The following is a 22,341-nucleotide window of genomic DNA, read 5'->3' on the forward strand; positions in this document are numbered from 1 at the left end:
CTCGTCACGCCACCTGTACAAAAAAATGGCCATAAATTTGCCTTTGGCGTCCCATGGAGTCTGGCACTTCGAATCAACGCTTACATTTACGACGGAATATCGGATGACTCGCGCGGGGCAGTCGCGTGCGGACTCTCGAAAGAAGGCGTCACCCGCCCAATCGGCGGACGCGCCCGATTGATACTTGCATCCGGAAAGTCTCCACGCAACGGCCAGAATCGCATATTCCTTTCTTCCCGGGATGCGACGCCTCTGTCTGCCCACACTATTGTCAATCGATTCGCTAAGGCAATCAAAGCCGTAGGCGCGCCAAAGGGCTCTGGTTATCACTCGCTGCGGCGCGGCATGATGGATGAGTTTGCGGACGAGACGATGGATAAGCGCCGGCGTAAAGGCCTTTCGACAGCACGCGAAGATGTGCTTCAGGACTTTGAGGACAAGCTGGGGCACACCACCGGCAATTCCCTTCACGCCTATATTCGAGCTTCACGACGAACAACGAAACAGACGACCGAGGAGAGACAACACGACGACCTGGTCGCCAGCTCCATCGAGATTGAGCAACTAATGGCGAGGCTTGCTTATCAAGACCAGCACATTCGGGAGTCGGCCAAAGCAAAATCCCGAAGCCGTAAGGCGAGAATCGGCGACAAACGCGCCATTCTAAGTTAGCTTCGAGGAGTAGAACGAACAACTGGTAACCAGCGATAAAGAGGGGAGCGGCAGCCAGTTGCGGCTGGTGCATCACTTGTGCCAACGCGTGGCTCAGTAAATACATGAAACGAAAAGGGGCTACAGTTTCTTGTGAGCCTTCCCCACGTGCATGTACATTTTGAAGGCTTCCTGATACCGGCTCGATGTATGTCCCATCCTTTGAGCCACTACCTCCCTCAACGCGTCAGGGTCACCTGCTGGCATTCGGCGCTTTTCACCTTCGCGGAGCATACGCTCGACAATGTCCTTGCAGACGCGTGCTCGCTGTTCCGCAAAACTAAATGCCATATCAGCCTCCTGACTCGAGCGTGCTCCTCGTCTCCGCCACCATTTCAGCGTAGGCGCACAGGTCGTCGAATTCAAGGAGTTTGAACGGGTAGGTCAAGTGGCTTGCATCATGTACGCCGCTTGAATGGCGTATGCGCTTCCAACTCCCCGATGTGCACATCCATCGCTGCGGTCTCCTGGTCAAGGAATTCACTGATGGCGTGAGCAAATCTGTTGTCCGCAACCCAGTGCGCGGACCACGTTGCCGTGGGGAGCAGTCCACGCGACATCTTGTGAACACCTTGTGCCCCGCCTTCGAAAGTCGCGAGGCCATTAACGATGCAATACTCGATGCCCTGCATGTAGCACGTCTCGAAGTGAAGGCCGGACACAAACTCCTTCGTGCCCCAATATCGACCGAACATGGTGTCGCCGGCGACGATGTTGAGTGCGCAGGCGAGCCGCTGACCATCGACTTCTGCGATGACGAGCAAGATGGCATCAGGCATCGTCGCATGTATCTGTTCGAAGAACTCCCGCGTGAGGTAGGGTGCATTCCAGTGCTCGCGATAGGTGTTCTCGTAACACTCGTAAAAAAAGTCGAGCGCCGCGTCATCCACATCAGCACCGCGTAGCCATCTGAACGTCACGCCGGCATCAGATACACGACGCCGGTCTTGCTTCACCTTCTTCCGCTTGTCGTGACTCATTTTCGCCAGGAACTCGTCGAAACTTTCGTAGCCGAAATTTTCCCAATGGAACTGCACACCTTCCCTCAGCATATAGCCGGCATCGGTCAGGGCTTCGAGGTCCGCCTCGTGAGGGAAAAGGACATGCAAGGACGATACCTCCATCTGCTTGGCGAACTGAATCGCTCCGCGCGCGAGCAGCACTCGGTCCGCATGGGTCAGCGCCATGAGACGCGGGCCGGTAACTGGGGAGAACGGGACTGCCGACAGCAGCTTGGGATAGTAGCGAAGGCCGTGCCGTTTGAAGGCGTCCGCCCACGCATGGTCAAAGACATACTCCCCACGAGAATGTGATTTCACGTAGAGCGGCATCGCCCCGGCGAGTTGCGCCCCGGTCCTCATCAGGAGATAGGAAGGTTGCCACCCCGTCTGAACGGTTGCGCAACCGGTATCGTGCATAGCTGAAAGGAACTCGTGCTGGACGAATGGATTGCCGTCAGAAAGCGCATTCCACTCTTCCGCATCAACTTCCGAGATTGAGTCCACAACGTGAATTTCGACTTTGCTGCTCACCTTGGCTTCGCTCCTGAACGGCCTTCCCGCATATAGCGGCGATAGTCAACATTGTCGCCGATACGGGAAAAGTCTTCAGGCGACGTCGCCAGGCAGGTGTCCGGAACCGTTTTTCGAGCCTACCAAGGTCATGGACAGGACACCGCGCAGGGGCACGTCTCATTGTTTGGGAGGACGGGGGCGCGCCGGCCGATGATACGCTACCCCGTCAGCCGGCTACGTTAGTTCAGCAGTTTTCGAATCGCCCCATGCACTCCAGGCAGGTCAGACGCCAAAACATGGTCGTTCACAAAAAATGCCCCAGCACTTTGTACTGGAAGTTCGAAATCGGGGAGCGCTAGCAGCGCAGGATAGGTTCCGACAGCCAAGCTTTCGCCAGCCCGCTCGAGCAACAACGGCACAACACCTGTGCTCGTTTGGACCACAAACTGACATGATATTCCGTCAAGCTCCAAACTTGCTGCGAGCATGGAAAGCGCAGCCGCCTGTGTATTCATGTCACCGCTGGCGGGAAAAGCAGCCTCTAGCCCGTAACGAAGCAGCGAAGAGCCGATGTTCCTGTTGAGCATTCCCTTACTATGTTGATTGTGGAAATGGTCTAGACAGTCAGTGCATGACGAATCGCAATTGCAACCCTCAAGAAGAGCAAGCGTGTCCCTGACGATGTCGTCAAAATACTTGGCAGCAAGCTCTGCGTACCCCGCCCCTCCCGAAAGAGTATCGTAAAGGTATACGTCAATCGATATGTCATCGGAATCGTTTGGAGGCAGCAACCGATAGCCGGAACCGAATTCCATCGGGTCCAGGTCCAATTGGGGATGCCGACTTGCGCTCAATCGCAGAGCTTCAGAGATGGTTAGTGCTGCACTTTCCAAGGTACGCACTACATTTCGCGAGCCCAAATCTGTAATTAATGGCGCGACAAGTCTTATTCGTACGAGCAACAAGTCCGTATTAAAGTCATAGCCGAGGAACGTTCGTTCAAATTGGCCTTCGCACTCGCGCGGCGCGTCTTTGCCACGTGTCAAATAAGGGCGCTTATGCTTACCTGAAGCCGGCCTTGCTTCGTTGAAGACCTCAGCACATCCGCATTTCTTGCAAACGGAGAACCCAAGCGCTTCGCCACCCCTCGTCTGACCTTTATTCAATGTAAATAGTCGTTTGTCCACCGCGTGCGTCTGGCGGAGGTAAGGACCAGCATCGTTGAACACAAAGGATTCGCCGCCAGTGGGCTGCGGATACTGAGCCATAGTCGCATAAGTTATGTCTTGGTCTCTGTCCTCCTCACGCAACTCAATCGCTCCCTCGGGTCCAAACATTTCCGGCTCAATCATCAACTCCTTTTTCAACGCACCACCACATACCGGGCAGTCACTATGCGTCACACCCTTGTGGTATGGGTCTTGCACATATGAGCATTCATCGCATGTCACTAGTTCCGTCGCGTCCTCAAATAGCTTTTCAGCGCGGTCGGTTACAGACGAATCTGTACTAGCAAATACACCGCCAGACCGGTAGGTCTTCTTATTGATGACGACTAGGCGTCCGGGCGCATACTCACTCAGTGCTTGCGACGTTGACAGTTGAGGCCGTTGCTCAAGGCGCACCTCAAAGTATCGCTCCTTCTTCACCCATCGTTCGACCAAGAAGCTGCATAGGCTAGTGGGGAATGCATACGTCGGGAGCAATTGATGGAAAAAAAGAAATTCCAATAGGTCTTCATGCTCAAGCTCGTCGTCACTGGCACCATCCTCGTCAGCCTCGACGGGTACTGGCGTCAATTGCTGCGGAACTTCGGATGCCAGCGCTGTCAGTGTCTTCAAAAACGATGCGGTGGTCTCGTGGACCCAATCAAATAGGGACGGGGACTCGATATTCAAGCCTGGCGGCAGCCATTTGGCAATTGCTGTGGTCAATTCGAATGGTGTTGAGAGGGCATTTACCTTGACCCATTCATCGAAAGCACGCAAATTGGGAACGGTTTCGGGACCGTGAAAGAATCCGCGCGTTGGTCCGAGCGACTTCATCAAAAGCGCAGACGTAGGACTCGCGGCCAGAGTTCTCTGAGCCTCTCGGAAATAGGTCTGCATGAGAAACGCATGCACGTGTCTTTTCGCAATCTTCGGATTGTCAATTTTTAGTTCTGGTGCCCTTGGGGGTCCCGCAACAATCGCGCTAGGATGCAAAAAGTAGTAGCTATCGTGCGGTCCATTCTGAGAGAAGGTCACCACAGACGAGACCGAAGAGCCTCTTCGCCCAGCTCGTCCTGCGCGTTGCTGATAGTTCTCGCGCTGAGGTGGTACGTTCCGCAGTGCAACGGCAACCAGCGAACCGATATCTATGCCAACCTCCATCGTAGTCGTGCAGCTTAGAACGTCGATTGGCAGGTCTTTGTCTTCCAACAAAAGGTCTTGAAAACGCAGTTCGTGAAGCTCGGTTGTGGAGTGAACGCTCTTATGGTCGCGATTTGAAAGCTGGGCCGTATGCTCCTCAACATACAGATTATTCAACCGAGCCCCTTCCTGCAGGGCCTTTTCAACCGGCCCACGCCAGAAGGATTTTCTGGCTTGAAGATATGCGTCAGAGGCGGGGTCAACCGACCGAATTCTTTCGCCACCGCAGGAAGCACAAGCGTTACGAAAAGCCATTGGCATGAGTGCGGTGCAGTCATCGCACTGTATCCAAGAGTAAGAGAGGTCAATGGTCAGCTTTACAGAGTTCGGGTTAACAAAGTAGCCCCCTCTCTCAACCGCCAACGAGGACCGTAACTCCGACTCGAGGACGTCCACGTCTTCCGCGCCGAAGCCAAGACGTGCCGTTAGGGCTGTTCTTAGCGCACGCTCAAACTGCCCATTACTGCCCCATCTAAGCCTCGGGAACCCGGCTGCTTTCTCGCGAAGCATTGGCGAGAAGTCTGGGTCAAATGCAAAATCTGACAAAAGTCCCTGTATCCACGCGACAGCCAAGGCGCGCAGCTCACTTTCGTCTAAATTCACTCCTCGAGTTGCCAGCCCAGTACGCAAGATTCTCGCTGCGCGCTTTGTCGGCTCGATGAACCCGACTGTTGTTCCGGAGAGAGAGTAATAGCTGCTGCAAAGCAATTTCAGCAATGCGATTCTATATCGCCACGGGGCATCGCCAAGAGGATAACCCTCACGCAACGCCTCTCCCAAATCCCCCTCGTAGTCTTTAACGAAGGACTCGATGTGGTTGGTAATCTTGTCGGCATCAACGTCGAACATTGAGAGGTTTTTCAGCCGCAACGCCGCAACGAATGCTAGATATAGTACAAGCCCCGTCGGCTTTGCCTCGAGGTCTACGGGTATCATTTTTACGGCAACTGCTACCGCCTGAAGAAACAGGTCGAGCTCCATGTCGCGAGGCATATCTCTCGCCAAGCGAGCGGCTTTCTGCCTTCCGTCCGAGAACACCAAGACTTTGCGACCTTCGTTCGGATGCCGAGGGTCCCACTTTCGACTTGCTGGCTGATGAAGCATCTGTGAACGAACGAGCGTTGAAAACGGCGCTTCCCCCTTAGTCACGTGGTCCATAATTTTCGACGGTTCATCCTTCGCCTGCCGTGTCTTCTTCACGCAGACAGGACAAACATCGAATTTCATCTCCTCATCAACCTGTACGGTCTTATCGGGAATTCTGACCAGCATGAAGCCGGCAGCGTCGTTAGGCCGATTGTCTAACAATCGGCCAGTCGCAACATGAAGCCACATCTGACGAAATTGACTTGACGGGTGAACAGACGGCTCAACTAGACACTCAATCGGGACAAGCTTTCGGCTCCCGTCGTGCAGCGAGACAGCATCCGCCTCATTCCACATGAAGTTCACCTTCTCATCGACCCACCCGGTTATAAACGCGGCTCCGCAATCTCGGTGCGTGTAGAAGCTGAATACACGTGCGCCGCTATCGCATGTGCAGGAAAGCAACGGTTTGGTGTGGAATCGTCCAAGAACTCTGCCCTCATCGCTTGTTGCGAGACGTTCACTGCAATTTACGTCAACGCATGCGAATAGACCGGGTAAGCCGCGATGAAATAGATGAAGACGGGTCGGCACAAGAACTCGCCCATCCCGCTTGCGTTTTGCATGCGAGCACATTGCGAGCAGCGCGTCGGCGGCACGCTGCCCCATGGAGCTAGTCGTTGACGGGAATAACATAGACGTCAACTCGTCCAACCGCATCGCACGACCGCTAACAAGCTCGATTAGCAATTCTGCAGGTCCGAATCCGGTCAATTGCTGGTAAAGGTAGTCGGCTAGTTCCGAGCCGGCACTCGGCGGTGTTGGCCAGTTCAGTGCGGAGGCAAGGAGGGAAATTTGGGCGGAGGCGTCGATAGACGATGAAACTACATTACTAAACTCATTAACGTCGAAGGAGCTGAGCGCGTTGGCCTCGCCAGATGTCCCAGGTTGCCCCTTGGCCCTTTTTTCCTTAGCACCGCTAATGACTTTGAATCGCTTTTCTGCTGAAGGTTGCAATCCCGTCAGGTCGTTTGCAAACTCTTCGACCTGCTTACGCGCCTGTTCTCCCTCCCCGAGACTTGCACTGGTAAGAATAGCTCGTACTCTGTCACGCGAAACGCCCAATCTTGCGATAAGCCGGCGAATAAGAAGGGCGACCTCAGCACCGCCGGCGCCACGATACATGTGAGCTTCGTCCAGTACGAGAATTAACTCGTTTTTCGGGTCCGAAGCGAGCCAGTCCGCAGTCTGCTCGAACAGGGGGCTCTCGATTGGACGCATCAACATATATTCGAGCATTGAGTAGTTAGTGACCAACACGTCAGGACAGGTCACCTGCATCTCGTCGCGAGTCATCAATTCCCTGTCGAGCGGTTGTGTCTTCAACCGCAGCTTCCAGTTACGAGACCTGTACTGTTTACCCACTCTCTTGCCAGTTTGGTAGGTCTTTGTCTCGACCAGTTGGCCGTTATAAAAGGCGTGCAAATCCTTGCTAGGCCATCGGCCCATAGTCTCTAACTGTTGTTTTATCTCGGCGCGCTGTTCCAGTTTGTTGTAATACTCTTCGAACAGCGGCTCGATGTGCGTAGTGTCACGTCCATCTGTACGTGGCCCAGGATAGGCCGTTCGGCCAGTGTAGCTACCAAATCTGACGGGACGTGCACGTCCTTGACTGACAAGGCCGTTGACACGCGAATTTCCGAGGAGACGCCGTATGCGCGCAAGCTGGTCATTCACCAGTGCATTCATGGGATATAGCAATAGCGCCCGGCATCCGTGCTTATTGCGACCTAGACGCTCTTCAGCACCTTCCAAAGCGAGCGCGCCTATAATGGGCATGAGGAAGCTTTCGGTTTTTCCTGAACCCGTTCCTGTCGCAATGACCATGTCAGTGCGGGTCTCGTCGAAAAAATTCTCTAACGCCTCTGCCTGGTGTTTATACGGCGTCGGGTAGAGTCCCGTGTTAGGCCCCACTTCCGCGATAGCGGCGAGCACACTTCGCACGGCCGATGGTATCTTCAGCTCCTGATACTTTTCGCCGAACTCATAGACGGGTGTAGCCTCCACAAACGCCTGTTGGGCGATTACCTCGGGCTTTGCGAGCAAGGCTTTCCGTTCAGCGATGAGGCTGGGATTCCTGATGTGGTACTGCGCCTCGATGTATAGAGATAGACTTTCGTGCAGCCCCCGCACCGTATCGTGTGCGCTGTACTTATTAGATTCTGCGTTCTTGCTCATCAGGTTCCCCAGAAGGCTGCTTATCGACCAACTCGATATTTAACTCGGACAAGGTGCGCTCGACCAGCGGACGCAATCGTGGGTGAAGAAGAAATCTCTTTGGATACCGACCTTGTCCTGATTCGTTCGGCACAAGCCATCCGAGCGCAAAGACTCTTCTCTCAGGCCACGGTAGTGGACGTGGCAAGGTAACGGTTAAGGTATTACCGCTGACCTCGCATTGGAATTTTTCGCGAGGCAGGTGGACTGGTTTCAGTCCAGACTGAAGCCTAAGGGCATCGTCTTTCTCAATAGGGAAGTCCGCCTGAATCGAAACACCACCGTTCCCCGAGGCCTTGACTCGAGAAATACTGTAAAGAAACATCATTCCGCGAGGCATCGACACGCGTCGCCGCGTCAGATAGACGCCGTCTTCGCAGCCTTGATAGGGTGCGCTTCGCCAATAACCACGGAAGTGAACTTGTGCGCCTTCTACTTCCTCTGCGGACACTAAGGCAGTCACTCTCGATTTCAAAAATTCGGCTGCCCATTTGCGCACGTTTTCATGTGGCAGGTGTAGCCAATCAGACAGGCGTTGGCGGATAGGCATCTTTTCAGAATTCGTCAATTCTGTTGGCAACATTAAGATGCGCGTCCTACCTGATACGAGCACTGACTTGCGCAATGATTGAGGCAGCGTCAGCACCGGACCGCCCCCCAGCAGAAGGCTTACCCCATCCTTCACGACCACACTCCGGAGCGGTGTCGATGACCAATGGCCATTGGGTAGGGCCTGAATCTCACCCATCTCCGCCAGACAAGCAAGTTCAGAGCGCACGAACTCCTTTATTGCAGCCGTGTCGTTCTGGGGAATATCCCATAGCGGAGCGATGCGCGGTGTCACACATCTCGTAATTGTGGCAGTCGCAATAGGACGGCCTTGCTGACTTGCTACAGAAGCCATGGCCCTTATGTGTTCCGACGCTATCGCGGCAAGGAGCGTCTCTTCAGCTCCGGAGAACTGAAGACTTCTCCGAATTTGTGCCAAGGCGTGCTGTCGGTTCAGTGATTCGACTTTCACGATTGACTGGCCCAATCCGCCTCGTTCAGCACACTAACAATGGAAGGTAGATTTGCATGCTCGGGCGAAATGGATTTGAGTGCGTTCTGCACCTGCTCTCGGCCCCCCCCCTGCATTTTTGCCCAAGGCACAAGCCAGTTTAATGAAGCCAGCTCGAAATCTCGCACGTAGTCCATGTTCGGCAGATTGAACAAAATGCTGACGAACTTGTGGAAAGAACGCCGCCACAATGCATTCGGTCGAACCCCAATCGCATCGACCACTTCCATTGCGAGCCTTGTCTCCTCTGTGCTGCGTGAGGCGGTGGCACGGACAGCGGCGCCATCTAGAACAAGCGCTCCCGTCTTGAGAGGCGCTAACTTAGCGTTGCTTTTCCAATCAACCGCGTCGACGTCAATGACGGGACCGAGCTCTAGCAGAGGCGTACCGCCGGGTATCACCGCTGGCCCCTCCGCCCATGTCGCCACAAGCAACGCGTCCGAGTTGCTCCCCCTAAAGTTAAATGTCCTATCGAGTACTACGTCTCGAAGAGCACCGCCATAAATTTCGAACGCAGACCGATTTGCACCTCGAATCAGCAAACATTTTCCGTTGCCCACAGCAGCGCTTAGGGTGGCCATCGAGGACTGTGCAAGTGCCTCGTCGCATAAACCCAGCGGTACCTGCCATACGAGCTGGTTGTCTCCGCCTAGCGCCTCAGCCACCGCTGCAGCAACTACATCGGCAACGGAGCCTTTCAACTGCAACATGAGCCCCGCTGCAGCACTCGAAACGACCACGCGCGACAGGCCCATTGCAAAAGAGGGCAATACTCCAATGGCGGTTAGATTATGTTCAACTGCAGTGAGGCCTTCGTCCCATGATGAGAGGTTGACCGATTCACGTCCCTTAGCTCTGAGCGTCCAGCGGGCCGTAGCGGCGATAGCGACCTCACTATTGCGGTGCAGCCCCAAGTCATCGTTAGATGTTCCACCGCTGACAATTTCCCGGCCTTTTTCTACCTGACGCACGGCTTCCTCAATCCGCTGCTCGGCTCGCGCGACTGCAAGCTGAGTCTCTTTGTAACTCGCCCTAACTTCCTCTATTGCCTTCTCAGTTTTTGCCGTCTGCGATTTGTCGCGTGAGAGCGACTTCCGCAGTTCGTCTAGCTGAGCATTCAGTCGGGCGTGACTATCTTCCAGATTTTCAAGGGTGTCAGCAAACCTATCACTATCGAGTTGGTTTCGCGGGGAACTTACAGGATGGCTTAACTTTTCAACCTGCGAACTGATTCGGGTTGTCTCTGTGATGGCTTGGTGGGCATCGTTGGTGGCCTGGCGAACGTCAGCCTGAACTAGTTCGATACTTGCGTGTTGCTGCGCAACGCTTTTACTCACTTCCGACAACTCGGATGTCAGCTTCGCCACATCCGCTTGGATTCGTACCAGTGCTTTTTGACGTTCAACTTCAATCTTCGTCGGCACCAAGGCAATAAAATTTAACACTTCATCGGACATTCGCATGCCGCTGAATGTTACGAAGCGTTGAACATCTTCTCTTGGGCACGGTGGAGAATAGACGTCCGGCACCAGTTGCCGAAGGAAGGCTATGCAAGCTGCACTATCAGCGTTTGCAAAATCAAACGGAGGCTTGGGGAACCCTTCGCCGAACAGCTTGACCCCTCGGAAAGCCCACGCCGCGCCGTAGACGGACCAGTCAAGTCCAACCGACCTCGCCTTCGGGTCAGCAGAATGTGCGATGGCCGTTGCAAGCCGTTTACCTTTCTCTCTCGTCAGATTCGGATTGTTCTTCTTTTTCTGAAAGCCCGGAATGTCGGGCAGTGGCTCATAAATTCGCTGCCTGTGAACCAGTGAGATTTCGTCCAAAAACTCCGAGATTCGACCGGCGCCCAACTCGGCTATTCGTTGCTTCGCTTCGGCTGAAAAGGTAAATACCATGTTATTGACCACGCTATGGCGTTTCGATTCGTAGGCGTTTTAACTCTGCCGACAAGACGCGATGAATCGCCTCGTTCGAGCGACTAGGTTTGGAGCGACTAAACGCAGCTATGAGCTCTGCGTCTGAACTGCCACTTCGGAGGGCCGACATGGGCCGCTCGTGTCGAAACTGGAATGCATAGGCCGTCAGCCTTTCGCGTATGTGGCGCGGAAGAACCACGTCCGACTTGTATGTGGAAACTTGGCTCGGGAGCCAGGCATGGCCATAGGCATCGAAGTCGACACGGAGGTCTTTGCTCTTGTCGACGAGCAAGACGCGAAGCTCGCTCTCTGACGCACTAGACACGAGCCTCACACGGCCGTCATGGTCAGCTTGTCGCGTTGACGACACGAGACGAAGACATTCTGTCCATTCGCCCTCGTTGCGGGTAAGTACGCGACCAGCTATCCCGGGAGGGATTGCCAACGTCTGAAAGCTAAACACGCCAGAACGAACGCTCTGGAGCCATGACAACGCCCGCTCGTCGAGCAAGTCAACCCTTGTGACTTCTCCCTCTGAACCAATGCCGATGAACTGGACCGACGGCGCGGTTGCCGCCTGCGTAGCGATTTCGCATTCGACAATCAACTGAGCAGTGACTTCCTCGCGATAGCTCAACAGAATGGACTTTTCTCGCTCCAGAGTGACTAGGAAGAATGGTTGCGCAACGCTGGAAGCGTTAGCACCCTTTACGTCCGCTCCAGACTCTGCAAACAGCGCCCCTGGAGTCCTCTGGTTAGCTTGAGTCCGTTCAGCAAAGCAAATCAGAGACCCTTGAAATTCTGCCTCTGCGTAACCGGCCGTAACATCGCGCACCGTGGGCGGCCAAATCAAGTTGATACGAGATTGTGGCGGGGTTATCGATAGAGCAGTGCTCTCGGCCATCCACTGCGAGACGGCAGCGTCGGGCTCTCGTGGCAGACTACCGATTGCGGCTGTCCATTCGCCGTAAGCCTTTAGCGGTTCTAACTCTAGCTCGTCGGGGATTTCCAACGATTGATGTGTGGGCCATACGAAGACGTATGTAAAACCCCAAGAGGCCGCTCGACATCGAGGAAGCACATGGTCGCCCGGCCGCCCCACGGCGCCAAACACTGTTACGCCTTTCTCGCGTAACCCGTTGCATGTGCGCTCCAAGTTGGTCGCGACGTCCATGCGCGTGGAACTAATTGAAATCACCCGGTACGGGGCGACTGAGGGTTCAGCGGACAAACGACCGAATCCGTCTCGGTTTGACGCGCAGTTGAGTTCGCCGCTTCTTCCGCCAACATCGACGACAATATGGCCTGACTTGCAATCGCCAAGAGGAATTGCTATCTCAAGTCCCCATCCCAACGGGCGCTGCCCTGCTGATAATCGAAGGCCTAATGTAATTTCCCAGAGGCGCTCGCGCGCATCGGTAGGGTCGGTCCTAAAGGGTGAGCCGCCGAAGTATCCCTCAACCGCTCGAGAGCAGCCTTCGCCGGTGCCAATAGCATGGGCAAAGTGAGCCGACCTTGCCCCTCCGGCTCGTCGATGGTCGACGGGCGCACGACACTCCGGACAAGAGTAGAGCCCGTAGTGTGATGCCTGTTGTGCATCGACCTCGATACCTGCTATCCGGTCAATCGCCTCTCTCAACGTTTGCCCCCGAAAATCTGCCTTGCCTCTATTGGGCTAAATCAGATGTACTGCGCCCGCTCCGCGCCAAGTTGTTGCGCCCGTGCGTTGTACTTTATAAGTTGCGGAAGCGAGCCGTTTTGCCATTGCAGGAACTCCGGGCGCCGTTCTGCGCGTCCAACCATCCAACGCTCGACGGCAAGGTCACCAATTTCGGGGACAGACCGAAGGCTATCAAGCTTCGGACTTCCTTTACCGCCTTGAAGGATTGTAATTGCATTGTCGGCAAGGTGGGAAATAAATACCTCGCGCTGAATACCGTGCTTTAAAACATCACCTTTGAATCCTAGGGCAGACATTGCGGAGCGAATTGCGCGGATTCGCCAATTCGGTCCGTCACCGAACTCGTGTTGGTCGGCGCTGAAGTTTCCATTTTCTCTAAGGTAGTCGCGTAGGTCCGCAAATAGTTTGTCGGGTATATGGAAATGTCCCCAGCCTCCGCTATATCCGAGGCTCTGAAAATATTGGACGCCTCCTAGCTTGAGTCGATTGTAAATCGAAGACCTCCCCATCGATGACGAGGTCGTTACGGCAAGTAGTTGCGGCCGCTTCTTTTGTTTAGAGATGATGCCTTCCGAGTTTCCGTACTCACGCAGAAACGACTCATAAACCTCTACGCTGCGTACGATACAGGCGACTAATTTCCCGCCCAGTAGCATGTTGTACGGAGCTACTGCTCCGAGGACGTACGCATCCATGATGTTGACCAACCGCAGCGCACGGTCATCGACCGTCCAGTCGATATGGCTGTCACGAACCGAAAGGTTGAAAACAGGGTCGCCAATGGCAAATATTCCTATCAACTTGTCGTTGCTATCGTCCCAGACTAGGAAACGCAATCGCCTTCCGAATCCACTAGAGACCGGCACGGACCAAGTGAGCGAAGCTATGCGGAACAAGTTTGCTTGCCAAGTGCCACTCACGACTCGTTCTATTCGGGGGCAAATTTTCTCAACATTGACCTCTGCACCCGATGCGAAGTAATGCTGGGCATGAGGCAGGTGTTTTTCGATGAAGTCAGCCTGCGTCCTGATGATTTCGCGACGCTGCGGGCCGTGCAACTGTCGTATAACCTCTTTGGTCGTACCGGGAGCTTTGAGCTCGCCGTTCTCGGTACGGCTATACCCCAGCGACGCCAAGTGACGGCGGAGCCTCCGCTTCAGAAGCGCCTCTCGCGTATTGATTTGAATTATCGTGCCTTTCACTTCTGCGGACATACGCGTCTTCTCTCCGACATGGAGTTCGTTGTTACACAAACCTAGCCCCGCATTATATGTGGTACGGCGCCGTCGGCATCGATGGCATGGAGGTATCGGAAGGGGCGTTCCATGCAACTGTCGGCGCTCCCCCCATAGCCAGCCGGTGGAGGCAAAAATACACTGCCCGCTAGCGGAGAGCTTGACGACGCGATGACCCGTTGCAGCCCGCCGCAGTGCGAGGGGGCAGCGTCCCTTGTGGCAGCTTGCTGTCCTGATACGCGCGCGTTCTGCCAGTCAAATCCAGAACCGCTCCACAGACGGTTCGGACGCTACGCGCTTTCGGGCTGGAACAATCGCCGTCTATGGTCCGAGCGAACCGGTGTCGTATGTCGGGAACGTTCTTCGGGTACGTCGCTCCGATTTCAGCCCCTCTATCATCGATAACAGCCAACAGAGCAATCGGCCGGCTTTGGTTCAAGCTCCTCGTTGTAGAAGGTCCACCAAAATGACTCATGAGCCGACAGTGAATGACTGGCGTGGCGCGAGCACTCGCACGGACCGGGTCGCCCGTGTCAACGCGACATACCATTCGAGCTTCGTGCGGCACGCATCCGGCGTAATAACAACGTGGTCGAATTCGAGCCCCTTCACAAGCAACGTGCTTCCTACGGACCGGTTTCGCACGATTCGACCGCGTTCGCGCCGTGCATTGGCAACTTGCCATGTCGCATCTTCAAGCGAGAGACCGGGATTCTCTACGCACAGACGTAAAGAGGCCTTAATCCCGTAAACGAGTTCAGGACGGGTGACCGTAACACCTCCTTCGTGTTCGATGCACTGTAACGCATCGAACACATGCCGGAAGGATGTATCTCGCGCCATCGCGCAAAGGGCAATCTCGGCAGGAGAAGCAGGAATTCGCTGGCGCCCCGGATTTGCCAATAGGCTTTCGACGCGTTTCCTCTTGGATGCGGCAGCGGCACCAGTGAATGCCGAGCTTGCAAAATCAAGGACGGCCGCCACACGCTCGATACCCCCGGTTTTTCGCACTGAATCGTAGAAGTCCCTCTCGCATCTTCCAGATACGGGTTCGACGGTTGTGCCGCCAATGGTCTTCGCCAGCTTCGCACGCCGTACTGCGTCGAAACTGGAATCGAGCACCGCCATCGTCTGTCCGGGCTGTTGTGAACGAACGAAACAGAACTTGCCCAAATCAGTGACCGGCTGCCCAGCCTCGCACTGCATCCACTCAACGGACTGCGGTACGTTGGTTAGGTCAATCTTGCCTGCCTGAATTCCGGGTCGCGCTGACAGCAGCCAGGCGCCCAGCTCCCCGTTGTCGACGGCATTCCAGCGATGCGGAGTCGCGAGCCGCCCGGCCAGGGGAAATTCAGGAAGTGTGCGCGTGTGCCAGTCGACGACGCGGTCGGTTCGGGTGAAGCCGAATATGGCCTGCAAAGGGTCGCCGAACACGTAGCAGCGCATCATCCGACTTAGTGCGCATATCAGGCGATGCTGCGACTCTGCGCAATCCTGATATTCATCAACCAGCACGCCGTCGTAAGACGCGGTCAACACGCTGTGAACCGCACCGCTCTCGACGAGGTCTGCAGCAGCGCGTTGAACTGTCGACCAGTCGTTTTCCTTTGCCGTCCATTGAGACGACAGGTGTGAACTCTCGGGAAATGCCCGCGCCCACCGGTGAGACCACGCTGATATCGTATCGACTTGGGCTTTTGCCTCAGGCACCGCGTACTTCTTCAATCGCTTCCGGATTGCGTCAACGCCCGCGACCGTATGCGTAAGCACGAGCCAGCGTCCCGGATGAGTGCCAGCCACAAGCGCAATCTGCTCGGTCTTTCCCGTACCAGCAGGTGCCTCGATAGCTCCCTTTCGCGTTGCCAGCATTTGCCCAACGGCGAGCTCAATCATTGGCCGTCAACCAGTTGGTAAGCAGTTCGAGATGGCCGTCGAGGCTGCCATCGCCCAGCAGGTCGGCCATGGACAGAATCTTGGAACCAATTTCGAAGCAAAGGTCGAAGTGGCTCTTAATCCACTTCGACCTGTTCGCCTGGATGCCTATCGCCTTCACGAACACCGGGTTTGAAAGGTGCGGCTTGACTTCGTCAAGGTTGTCGAATGTGACTTGTGCCAATCGCGAAAGCTCCTGCAGCAACCGGGCATGGGTGATACTTTCGGCAATCAATGCAAGCAGGTCGCCCAACAGCTCGACGGGCAGCCCGCAGAAAAGCTCCTCTTCAGTGCAGCGCGACTGGCCCCATGCAAAATGGGGAACTCCGCATGCCCCGAGTTCCTCGAACGTTTTCTTGTCCATCGGCCGGTCACTGTCCGTCAGCACCGCAGTGCGATAGCCGAGTCTGGCGAAATGCAGTGCGACGGCGAAGACTGCTGGGTCGCCGCCGCCATCTACGAGGACAACGCCGCTTGCCTGGAAATTTCTATCCGTACCCTCGGCGAAACCTTTCAGCAGGCCGATTTCCGTTTGTCCCTCGCAAACAAGCACAGTCTTTCCGAGCAAGGCCTCCCCCTTATCGCGAACGTACCGCTTCGCGTCAAGGACTGGCGTGGTAGTCGTCGCGGCCTGAGCAATTTTCACGGTGCCGTCCTGCGCATTCCTTCGGCAGACAAACACTTCATCAAAGCGCACTTCGCGCAAAACCGCCGTCGAATGAGTTGTGATAAACGCCTGCCCACTACCGGCGACGCGTTGACGCAAATGGCTGACAAGAAGTGAAATACGATGTGGCTCTAGGCCGTACTCGAGCTCGTCGACGAGAAGGAACTGTCTGCCCGCAGATTCGGCGCTTTGCAGGGCGGCTACAGCCAGACGCGACGAACCCGTTCCCATGCATCGCATCGGCACGTTTCCGTCGTGGAGTGCCACACCGCTCGCGTTCATCGAGAAGCTGGTGTGGTCGAGATTGGCGACCAGCCCGTTCCGGACACTAACACCAAGCTTGGCGATGTCGGGGGCGACGGCTTTCACGACATCTGAGAACGCAGTTGCACTGCCCGCCGCGAAGGTATCTCGCGCTGAACGCAGTAGGCCGTTCAACGTCGCTGGTAACTGTTCCGGGTGCGACCCGACCCGTTGGAGTGAAGAGCCCCGCCCCCAAGAAAGATGGCGGTCGGCGTACACGCCGAGCCGGGCCGGAGCCATCGCCTTGCGGTCCGCAAAGCTCAGACGCCGGGACTTGTCCACGATACTGTTGCGCGAAACGTAGATTGACCACAACGGCTCGAGCGTACTATCGACGTCAAGCTGCAGGATTAGTACTGGCGTGACTCCGAGATGTTCCGCCGGTTCAGGAGTCCACTGTCCGGTGGTCGCATTCCATCCCGACAGCAATAGGCCGTACCGGTCGTCGCGCAGGAACTCGGCGGGAAGCCCAGACAAGACTGCACTTATCGAAATCGCCTTCGAGGTGTCGGTGTCGTAGAAGTCGAGGTCATCGAAGGTCGCATTCTGGCGCTCAGCAAACAGAAGTTCCAATGCATCAAGGATGGTCGTCTTCGCGCTGTCCCCTGGGCCAATCAAACAGTTGATGCCCCGCGCGGGTCGCCAGCCCAAGCTTTCGATGCCTCTAAAATGACTTATCCACAAGCACTCAATATGCACTGGCGATATCCCCGGATGGTCAATAGACGGACGAGCGCCCGATTGTCGTTCGGTTTGAATACTGCCACATCCCGTGAACTACCGGCGAAGAACGGGCGCCCGTCGTGAGGGCTGCATGGCGCCTCCGCGCCCAAGGTCCTACGAGGGATTTGTTCGCACAGTGTCCTTGCCGTATCCGGGGGCTCCGGCGTTGTCGCGGTGCCGGGGTGAGTTCATCAGCACAGTCCGTGTGGATGCCTCGAATCCATCGGCTGTTGCACGCGCCGCTTGCGCTATCTGGGACAACAACTTCGTGAGTTCCTGCTGAGCAATGCGTTGCTCAGCGGGTGACATGGTGGCCATGTCGGCATGAAGCTCGGATGCCCGCTCTATGAGCAGCTGCAAACGTGCAGCAGACGGCCCGAGGCCATGTGTAATCTTGGACAGGTCAGATATCACTGCTCACCTCGCGCGCCGCATTGACCGCAACATATCCGGTATTATCGAAGTATCATCTGGTCGACCGTCCATGTCTAATACCAACATTCCCGAACCCAACCAAATAGATGTGGCAATTATCGGAGGTGGTCAATCCGCTTTGGCCGTTTCCTATTTTTTGCGCCGCGCCGGTATCCGATACACGGTGCTTGCCGACCAGCCGGAGCCTGGCGGTGCTTGGCAGCATGCATGGGATTCGCTTCGCCTCTTTTCGCCCGCCCAGTGGAGCTCATTGCCGGGTTGGCTGATGCCGGCCACCTCAGAGCAATATCCGTCGCGCGACCATGTCATTCGCAGACCTCTGTCCGGCAACTGCCGTCTGCATGCTCAAATGGCTGTGAATCATACCGACAGCAAAAAATGACGCTAACCACAAGACCAGACCACTTCTTGTATTTCGCCTATGGCTCGAACATGTGCGTCGGGCGTCTTAATGCGCCCGAAAGAGCTCCTTCCGCAGCCGTTATCTGTTCGGCATACGTGGCAGGTCGGCGATTGACTTTCGACAAGGCAAGTAAAGACGGGTCGGCCAAATGCGATTGTGAATACACCGGGAACGCGACCGACCGGGTGTATGGCGTCGTCTTCGAGATTCATGCCAGCGATAAGGATGCGCTCGACCGCGCCGAAGGGAAGGGCTATGGATATGATGCGTTAGATATTGAAGTCACCGCGCCAACGGGGCCAGCGGTCATACTGACGTACATCGCGACGAACAAGAAGGCTGGACTACGCCCTTATGACTGGTACAAGCAGCATGTTCTAGATGGCGCATCGGCAGCGAACTTGCCCGGCGATTACATTAGCATGATTGCCGACGTTGAATCGATTCCAGACTCCGACGACGCCCGAAGTGCTCGGGAAAACGCGATTCGATGTTGAACGTCCGTGCAGGCGGCGTGTTGCCGGAAGCACTCAGTGCTAGTAATTGCCACTTATCTGGAACGTGCTGCCGCCCCAGGTTACGAATTGGTCTTGATAATTTAGGTTGTTCGTTTTGCGTCAAAATACGCGCATGACTCTTGAGTTCGGAGAAGTGCCATTCCAGGAGATTTCGATGCCACCAGCCCGGAAGGCCGGATGTTATCCATCGAGGAAATCGCGGATATTCTGAAGGTCTCTCGCCCGTTTGCCGTCACGCTAGCTGACGCGGGAAAGCTGGGCGTAGTGGAGACAGGGGATGGGCAACGGCGAATTTCGGCTGCAGCAGTTGGAACGTATTGCAACGAGCAACGGGCTAAGGCTCGACATGCGCTGGATGAACTTAGTGCCATTTCTCAGGGGGCTGGGCTCTACAGCCCCGACGTTAAGAAGGGCCGAAAGTGAATGATTCCGGCGTGCGAGATATGCGCCGCATAGCGTCGCTGCAGGCAGCCGCTCGATAGCGCCTTGCCGGCGCCTCATACTGTGTTCGGATTGTCCTCATTTAAGGGCGTATTCCTCCAACGTGCTGGAGAACTTTCTGCGACCAGCATCATTTTGATGACGCGACTCCGCCAATCAAAGTCAGTGCCGATGTTGCGAGGGCACGATAGGAACATCATCCCGATGACTACCGCAAACCCTGCATAATTCACTGATTCTGTGGAATTGGCCGTATAAATCTCAGTTCCCGGTTTTACACGGCTAATCGGGGGCAAAAACAACGTCACGTCGGTCGCGGTAACCCCTCGAGTTCGGCGTCATAGAGTCCCAGCCGCTCAGTCGCCTTCATCATCCGGGTCAATCCAACCCTTTGCTGAATTTTGCACTGCCTTTTGTAGGCCAGCAGTTGCGCTGTTGAGAACCGTCGACGGCCGCCGCTTGGAGCATGTCGAATTACTGACAACACTCCTGCCCGAACCAGCCTGTCGAAACACGAGTGGGACATGTTCAGTAAGCGCGCGGCTTCGTCGCTGCTCAAGTGCGTGGCGCCAACGGTGACGCCGCGTCGCAAATGCTTCATCTTGCGCACCTTCATTGAATTTCCCTCAAGTCGATTTGTCGAGGTCTCGAGATTGCATCGGCGGGTCCCGTCTTTGCCTGTATCTGACATGGAGACATCGTTCTCTGCAACATAGTGCTGGCCTCGTCTCTATACCCGTCTTGGGCAGTCCAGCCACGACGTCTCCCCGGCGATGAGCGCAATCATGCCTTCATCTGGGTAGTGACGTAAAACGTGATTGGCCCGTTCTGCCAGTGCCTGCTCGTCGAAAGTCTCGGAGTGCAGAGAAAGTTCCATAAGCAGTTCGCGTGCGCGGATTAGCGCAAGCGTCCTTTCATCTGGCATAGTCATTTTGTGTCCCTTTTGGTCGCTTTCTAACGTTGGTCGTCCGCCCGTAGATTGACGAAGTCACCGCGAGCCAAGACGTTGACTTCGCCCTTACTAGTACGCTTCCATCCGATACCTGGTACCAAACAAGTCAAGCGCCAAGGTTCGCGGCCAGCCGAGCCAGCCTCTGATGACTAGCTATTCGCTTTTTCACTACGGCGGGTTGACTCCCTTTTCCCAGCCGCCAAAACAACCTGAAGTACAACGTCAACGATGCTCTCAGTGTCCCTGACCGAGATTGCACGTAGCGTGTAGGCCGGCCTCTCGCGGCGAACAACGTGGGCATGTGCAATGCCATCATCGACGTTCACGTCGACACGTGCTTCCAAGGTGGCCGTCGCCTGCCCAGCAGGATGCAGAGCGATGAACACGGAGGCCAAATTCGCATTGGCATAAGGTCCGCTCGGATAAATGTAGCCACCTGACCGGATAGCTCCCGCTGCACGCCTCCACACCCCTACTCGCGGGTCTACCTCATCCACTGCCGTGACGACAGGTTCAATATCGGCTGGCTCTTCACAGTGGCAACCTGCGTAAATCGTGACAGAGGTGCGCCACCACCCTGCCGCATAAGCACGCGCCATCCGGCGAAGCAGGCGGTAGCTTTCATCGTCCTGCAGCGCGACGATGGGCGAAATGCCGCCGAGGTTAGCGCGCTGGGACGACAGGTACCCAAGGCGGCAAGATGGTGGCGCGGGAACAAGAATGCGGCAGACTGAATGCAATCGTTTGAGGTCAAGGCCGGGGGCCACCAGGAGCGACGGGAAGTACTCGAGGCCGTCAACTTCGATGGTGAATATATCTCCCTTCGCAACCATGTGCGCAATTTGACTCGCGCTAACGTGGAGTTGCTCGCGGAATTCGTCCTTACTCAGCAGTTCGCCGGAGCGCACCATCTGGCGCCGTGCGGCGAGTGCCTGTTGCCCAATTTCATCCCACAATGTCATTTCGATTCAGCTCCCTGATTCGACCAACCGGCGATTGAAGGCGACTATCCGAGTATGCTGGTATGACCGTGCGGCGGACACAGCTCGACGGTTATTTTCGGCACTATCTTGCCCCGTGCAAAAAGGCTTCCCAATCCCACGCGTACATGCAGTCTGTCGGCTGTGGGTCGTCTGCGATAACCGGGCATGTCGAAGAAACCATGTTTCTGGCGAACAACGTCCGCGCAGGCTCCGGGATTTCGCGGATGCGCACCTACGGTGTCGTAACGCTTTTGTGCACAGTAACTTGCGGCAACACCGGCCTTGCCGGCAATGCTTCGCAACCTGCAAGCGCAGTAGCAATGGCACGCGCGGCAAGGTCCAGCACACTGCCAGCACAGCGGGGATACCCGGTCAGAGTTGCAGTGCCAATGTCGCCGAGAACGTCGTCGTGCAGTCGGACTTCGTAGTCAGCGTGCGCGCCGTTTTTAACGCGCACGATGTCTGCGGTCGCAAGTACGCGCCGTCCGGACTCGCGGCCACCCGGCCACAGCTCAACAGTCACTTTTAGCATGCGTCTTTCTCCTGCGTTTCGTGTACACGCTCGACGAGTGCGACCGCTTCCCGCCTGTTCGGTTTATACGACACCGTCATATTTGAGATTTGTTGGACCGTTCGAAACGATGACCACACGCTCCTGTGTCTGGATTAGGCCCACATGGAATCCGTCGTCATCGGTCCGGGGCTGGCCTGGGCATCGGACTTCATACTGGATACCAAGGTCATAACCCTTCTCGGCGTCCACGGCTTGGAAGGAACGAGTACCTCGCGGATTTCATCCGACTCGTCACTATCGGCATACGAGTCAAGGAATACGACTACGCTGTCCGGGTCAGCGTCGGCCAGCGCGGCGATGAGTTCGCGAACTCTCATTGACCCCTCCGTCCTCCGCGTCTCATCTCGATAGTCATGCTCTCTCTCAGGGACCACGGTGCTTCGGAAAAATCGTCCTCAGGACTTTAAGTACGATGTCCCAGACACCATCCCTGCAGTCGTACTGTGTGGGGGGAACGTCTGTGCGAGGCTCGCTTTGTGCCGTAATGCTTGCGAATGCGGAAGAACCGTCCAGAAC

The 22,341-nt window shown here is 55.8% G+C and carries 16 protein-coding genes; 4 read left to right on the plus strand and 12 right to left on the minus strand.

From position 1 onward, the window contains the following. The coding region (locus PQQ51_RS31075) for a hypothetical protein (protein ID WP_408501029.1) at positions 1-672 on the plus strand (672 nt) is incomplete at its 5' end. A 437-nt stretch (positions 673-1,109) separates the two neighbouring features. Here PQQ51_RS31075 and PQQ51_RS31080 read toward each other — a convergent pair. The 7 genes from PQQ51_RS31080 to PQQ51_RS31110 all read right to left on the minus strand — a co-directional run bounded on the left by PQQ51_RS31080 (position 1,110) and on the right by PQQ51_RS31110 (position 17,447). Then, positions 1,110-2,243, minus strand: coding sequence for a GNAT family N-acetyltransferase (locus PQQ51_RS31080; RefSeq protein WP_408501030.1), 1,134 nt, complete (start codon positions 2,241-2,243; stop codon positions 1,110-1,112). Positions 2,244-2,464: 221 nt separating this feature from the next. Continuing rightward, on the minus strand, positions 2,465-7,960 hold the full coding sequence (locus tag PQQ51_RS31085; protein ID WP_408501031.1) for a DEAD/DEAH box helicase family protein: 5,496 nt from the start codon (positions 7,958-7,960) through the stop codon (positions 2,465-2,467). Continuing rightward, a complete protein-coding gene (gene druD / locus PQQ51_RS31090; protein ID WP_408501032.1) occupies positions 7,938-9,035 on the minus strand; it encodes a Druantia-type antiviral defence protein DruD in 1,098 nt (365 codons plus the stop codon). The genes PQQ51_RS31085 and druD overlap by 23 nt, the downstream gene beginning before the upstream one ends. Continuing rightward, positions 9,017-10,957: a hypothetical protein gene (locus PQQ51_RS31095; protein ID WP_408501033.1), complete on the minus strand. Its 1,941-nt coding sequence runs from the start codon at positions 10,955-10,957 to the stop codon at positions 9,017-9,019. The genes druD and PQQ51_RS31095 overlap by 19 nt, the downstream gene beginning before the upstream one ends. A 1,701-nt stretch (positions 10,958-12,658) precedes the next feature. Continuing rightward, positions 12,659-13,873 carry a Druantia anti-phage system protein DruA gene (locus tag PQQ51_RS31100; protein WP_408501034.1) on the minus strand — a complete coding sequence of 405 codons (1,215 nt, stop codon included), beginning with the start codon at positions 13,871-13,873 and terminating at the stop codon, positions 12,659-12,661. A gap of 492 nt (positions 13,874-14,365) precedes the next feature. Then, on the minus strand, positions 14,366-15,787 hold the full coding sequence (locus PQQ51_RS31105) for a UvrD-helicase domain-containing protein (protein ID WP_408501035.1): 1,422 nt from the start codon (positions 15,785-15,787) through the stop codon (positions 14,366-14,368). Beyond that, positions 15,780-17,447: an ATP-dependent nuclease gene (locus PQQ51_RS31110; RefSeq protein WP_408501036.1), complete on the minus strand. Its 1,668-nt coding sequence runs from the start codon at positions 17,445-17,447 to the stop codon at positions 15,780-15,782. The genes PQQ51_RS31105 and PQQ51_RS31110 overlap by 8 nt, the downstream gene beginning before the upstream one ends. 556 nt (positions 17,448-18,003) lie before the next feature. Between PQQ51_RS31110 and PQQ51_RS31115 the strand changes: the two genes are divergently transcribed. The 3 genes from PQQ51_RS31115 to PQQ51_RS31125 all read left to right on the plus strand — a co-directional run bounded on the left by PQQ51_RS31115 (position 18,004) and on the right by PQQ51_RS31125 (position 19,298). Next, the gene (locus tag PQQ51_RS31115) at positions 18,004-18,336 is read left to right on the plus strand and encodes an NAD(P)-binding protein (RefSeq protein ID WP_459252354.1); all 333 of its coding nucleotides are present in this window, start codon (positions 18,004-18,006) and stop codon (positions 18,334-18,336) included. Then, on the plus strand, positions 18,333-18,854 hold the full coding sequence (locus PQQ51_RS31120) for a gamma-glutamylcyclotransferase family protein (protein WP_408501037.1): 522 nt from the start codon (positions 18,333-18,335) through the stop codon (positions 18,852-18,854). Before PQQ51_RS31115 ends, PQQ51_RS31120 begins: the two co-directional genes overlap by 4 nt. Before the next feature lie 198 nt (positions 18,855-19,052). Continuing rightward, positions 19,053-19,298 (plus strand): helix-turn-helix domain-containing protein, encoded by a 246-nt coding sequence (locus PQQ51_RS31125; protein ID WP_408501038.1) that lies wholly within the window; start codon positions 19,053-19,055, stop codon positions 19,296-19,298. Positions 19,299-19,620: 322 nt separating this feature from the next. On the opposite strand, the gene PQQ51_RS31130 is transcribed toward PQQ51_RS31125, so the two are convergent. The 5 genes from PQQ51_RS31130 to PQQ51_RS31150 all read right to left on the minus strand — a co-directional run bounded on the left by PQQ51_RS31130 (position 19,621) and on the right by PQQ51_RS31150 (position 22,142). Further along, positions 19,621-19,932: a helix-turn-helix domain-containing protein gene (locus tag PQQ51_RS31130; protein ID WP_408501039.1), complete on the minus strand. Its 312-nt coding sequence runs from the start codon at positions 19,930-19,932 to the stop codon at positions 19,621-19,623. 114 nt (positions 19,933-20,046) lie between these two features. Beyond that, positions 20,047-20,247 (minus strand): BPSL0761 family protein, encoded by a 201-nt coding sequence (locus PQQ51_RS31135; RefSeq protein ID WP_408501040.1) that lies wholly within the window; start codon positions 20,245-20,247, stop codon positions 20,047-20,049. Between the two features lie 170 nt (positions 20,248-20,417). Then, positions 20,418-21,230: a hypothetical protein gene (locus tag PQQ51_RS31140; RefSeq protein WP_408501041.1), complete on the minus strand. Its 813-nt coding sequence runs from the start codon at positions 21,228-21,230 to the stop codon at positions 20,418-20,420. A gap of 253 nt (positions 21,231-21,483) precedes the next feature. After that, on the minus strand, positions 21,484-21,783 hold the full coding sequence (locus tag PQQ51_RS31145; protein ID WP_408501042.1) for a hypothetical protein: 300 nt from the start codon (positions 21,781-21,783) through the stop codon (positions 21,484-21,486). Between the two features lie 134 nt (positions 21,784-21,917). After that, entirely contained in the window at positions 21,918-22,142 is a 225-nt protein-coding gene (locus tag PQQ51_RS31150) for a hypothetical protein (RefSeq protein WP_408501043.1), read from the minus strand. Positions 22,143-22,341 lie beyond the last annotated feature (199 nt).

Source organism: Paraburkholderia xenovorans (assembly GCF_046030735.1).
GTDB classification, from domain to species: Bacteria; Pseudomonadota; Gammaproteobacteria; order Burkholderiales; family Burkholderiaceae; genus Paraburkholderia; species Paraburkholderia xenovorans_A.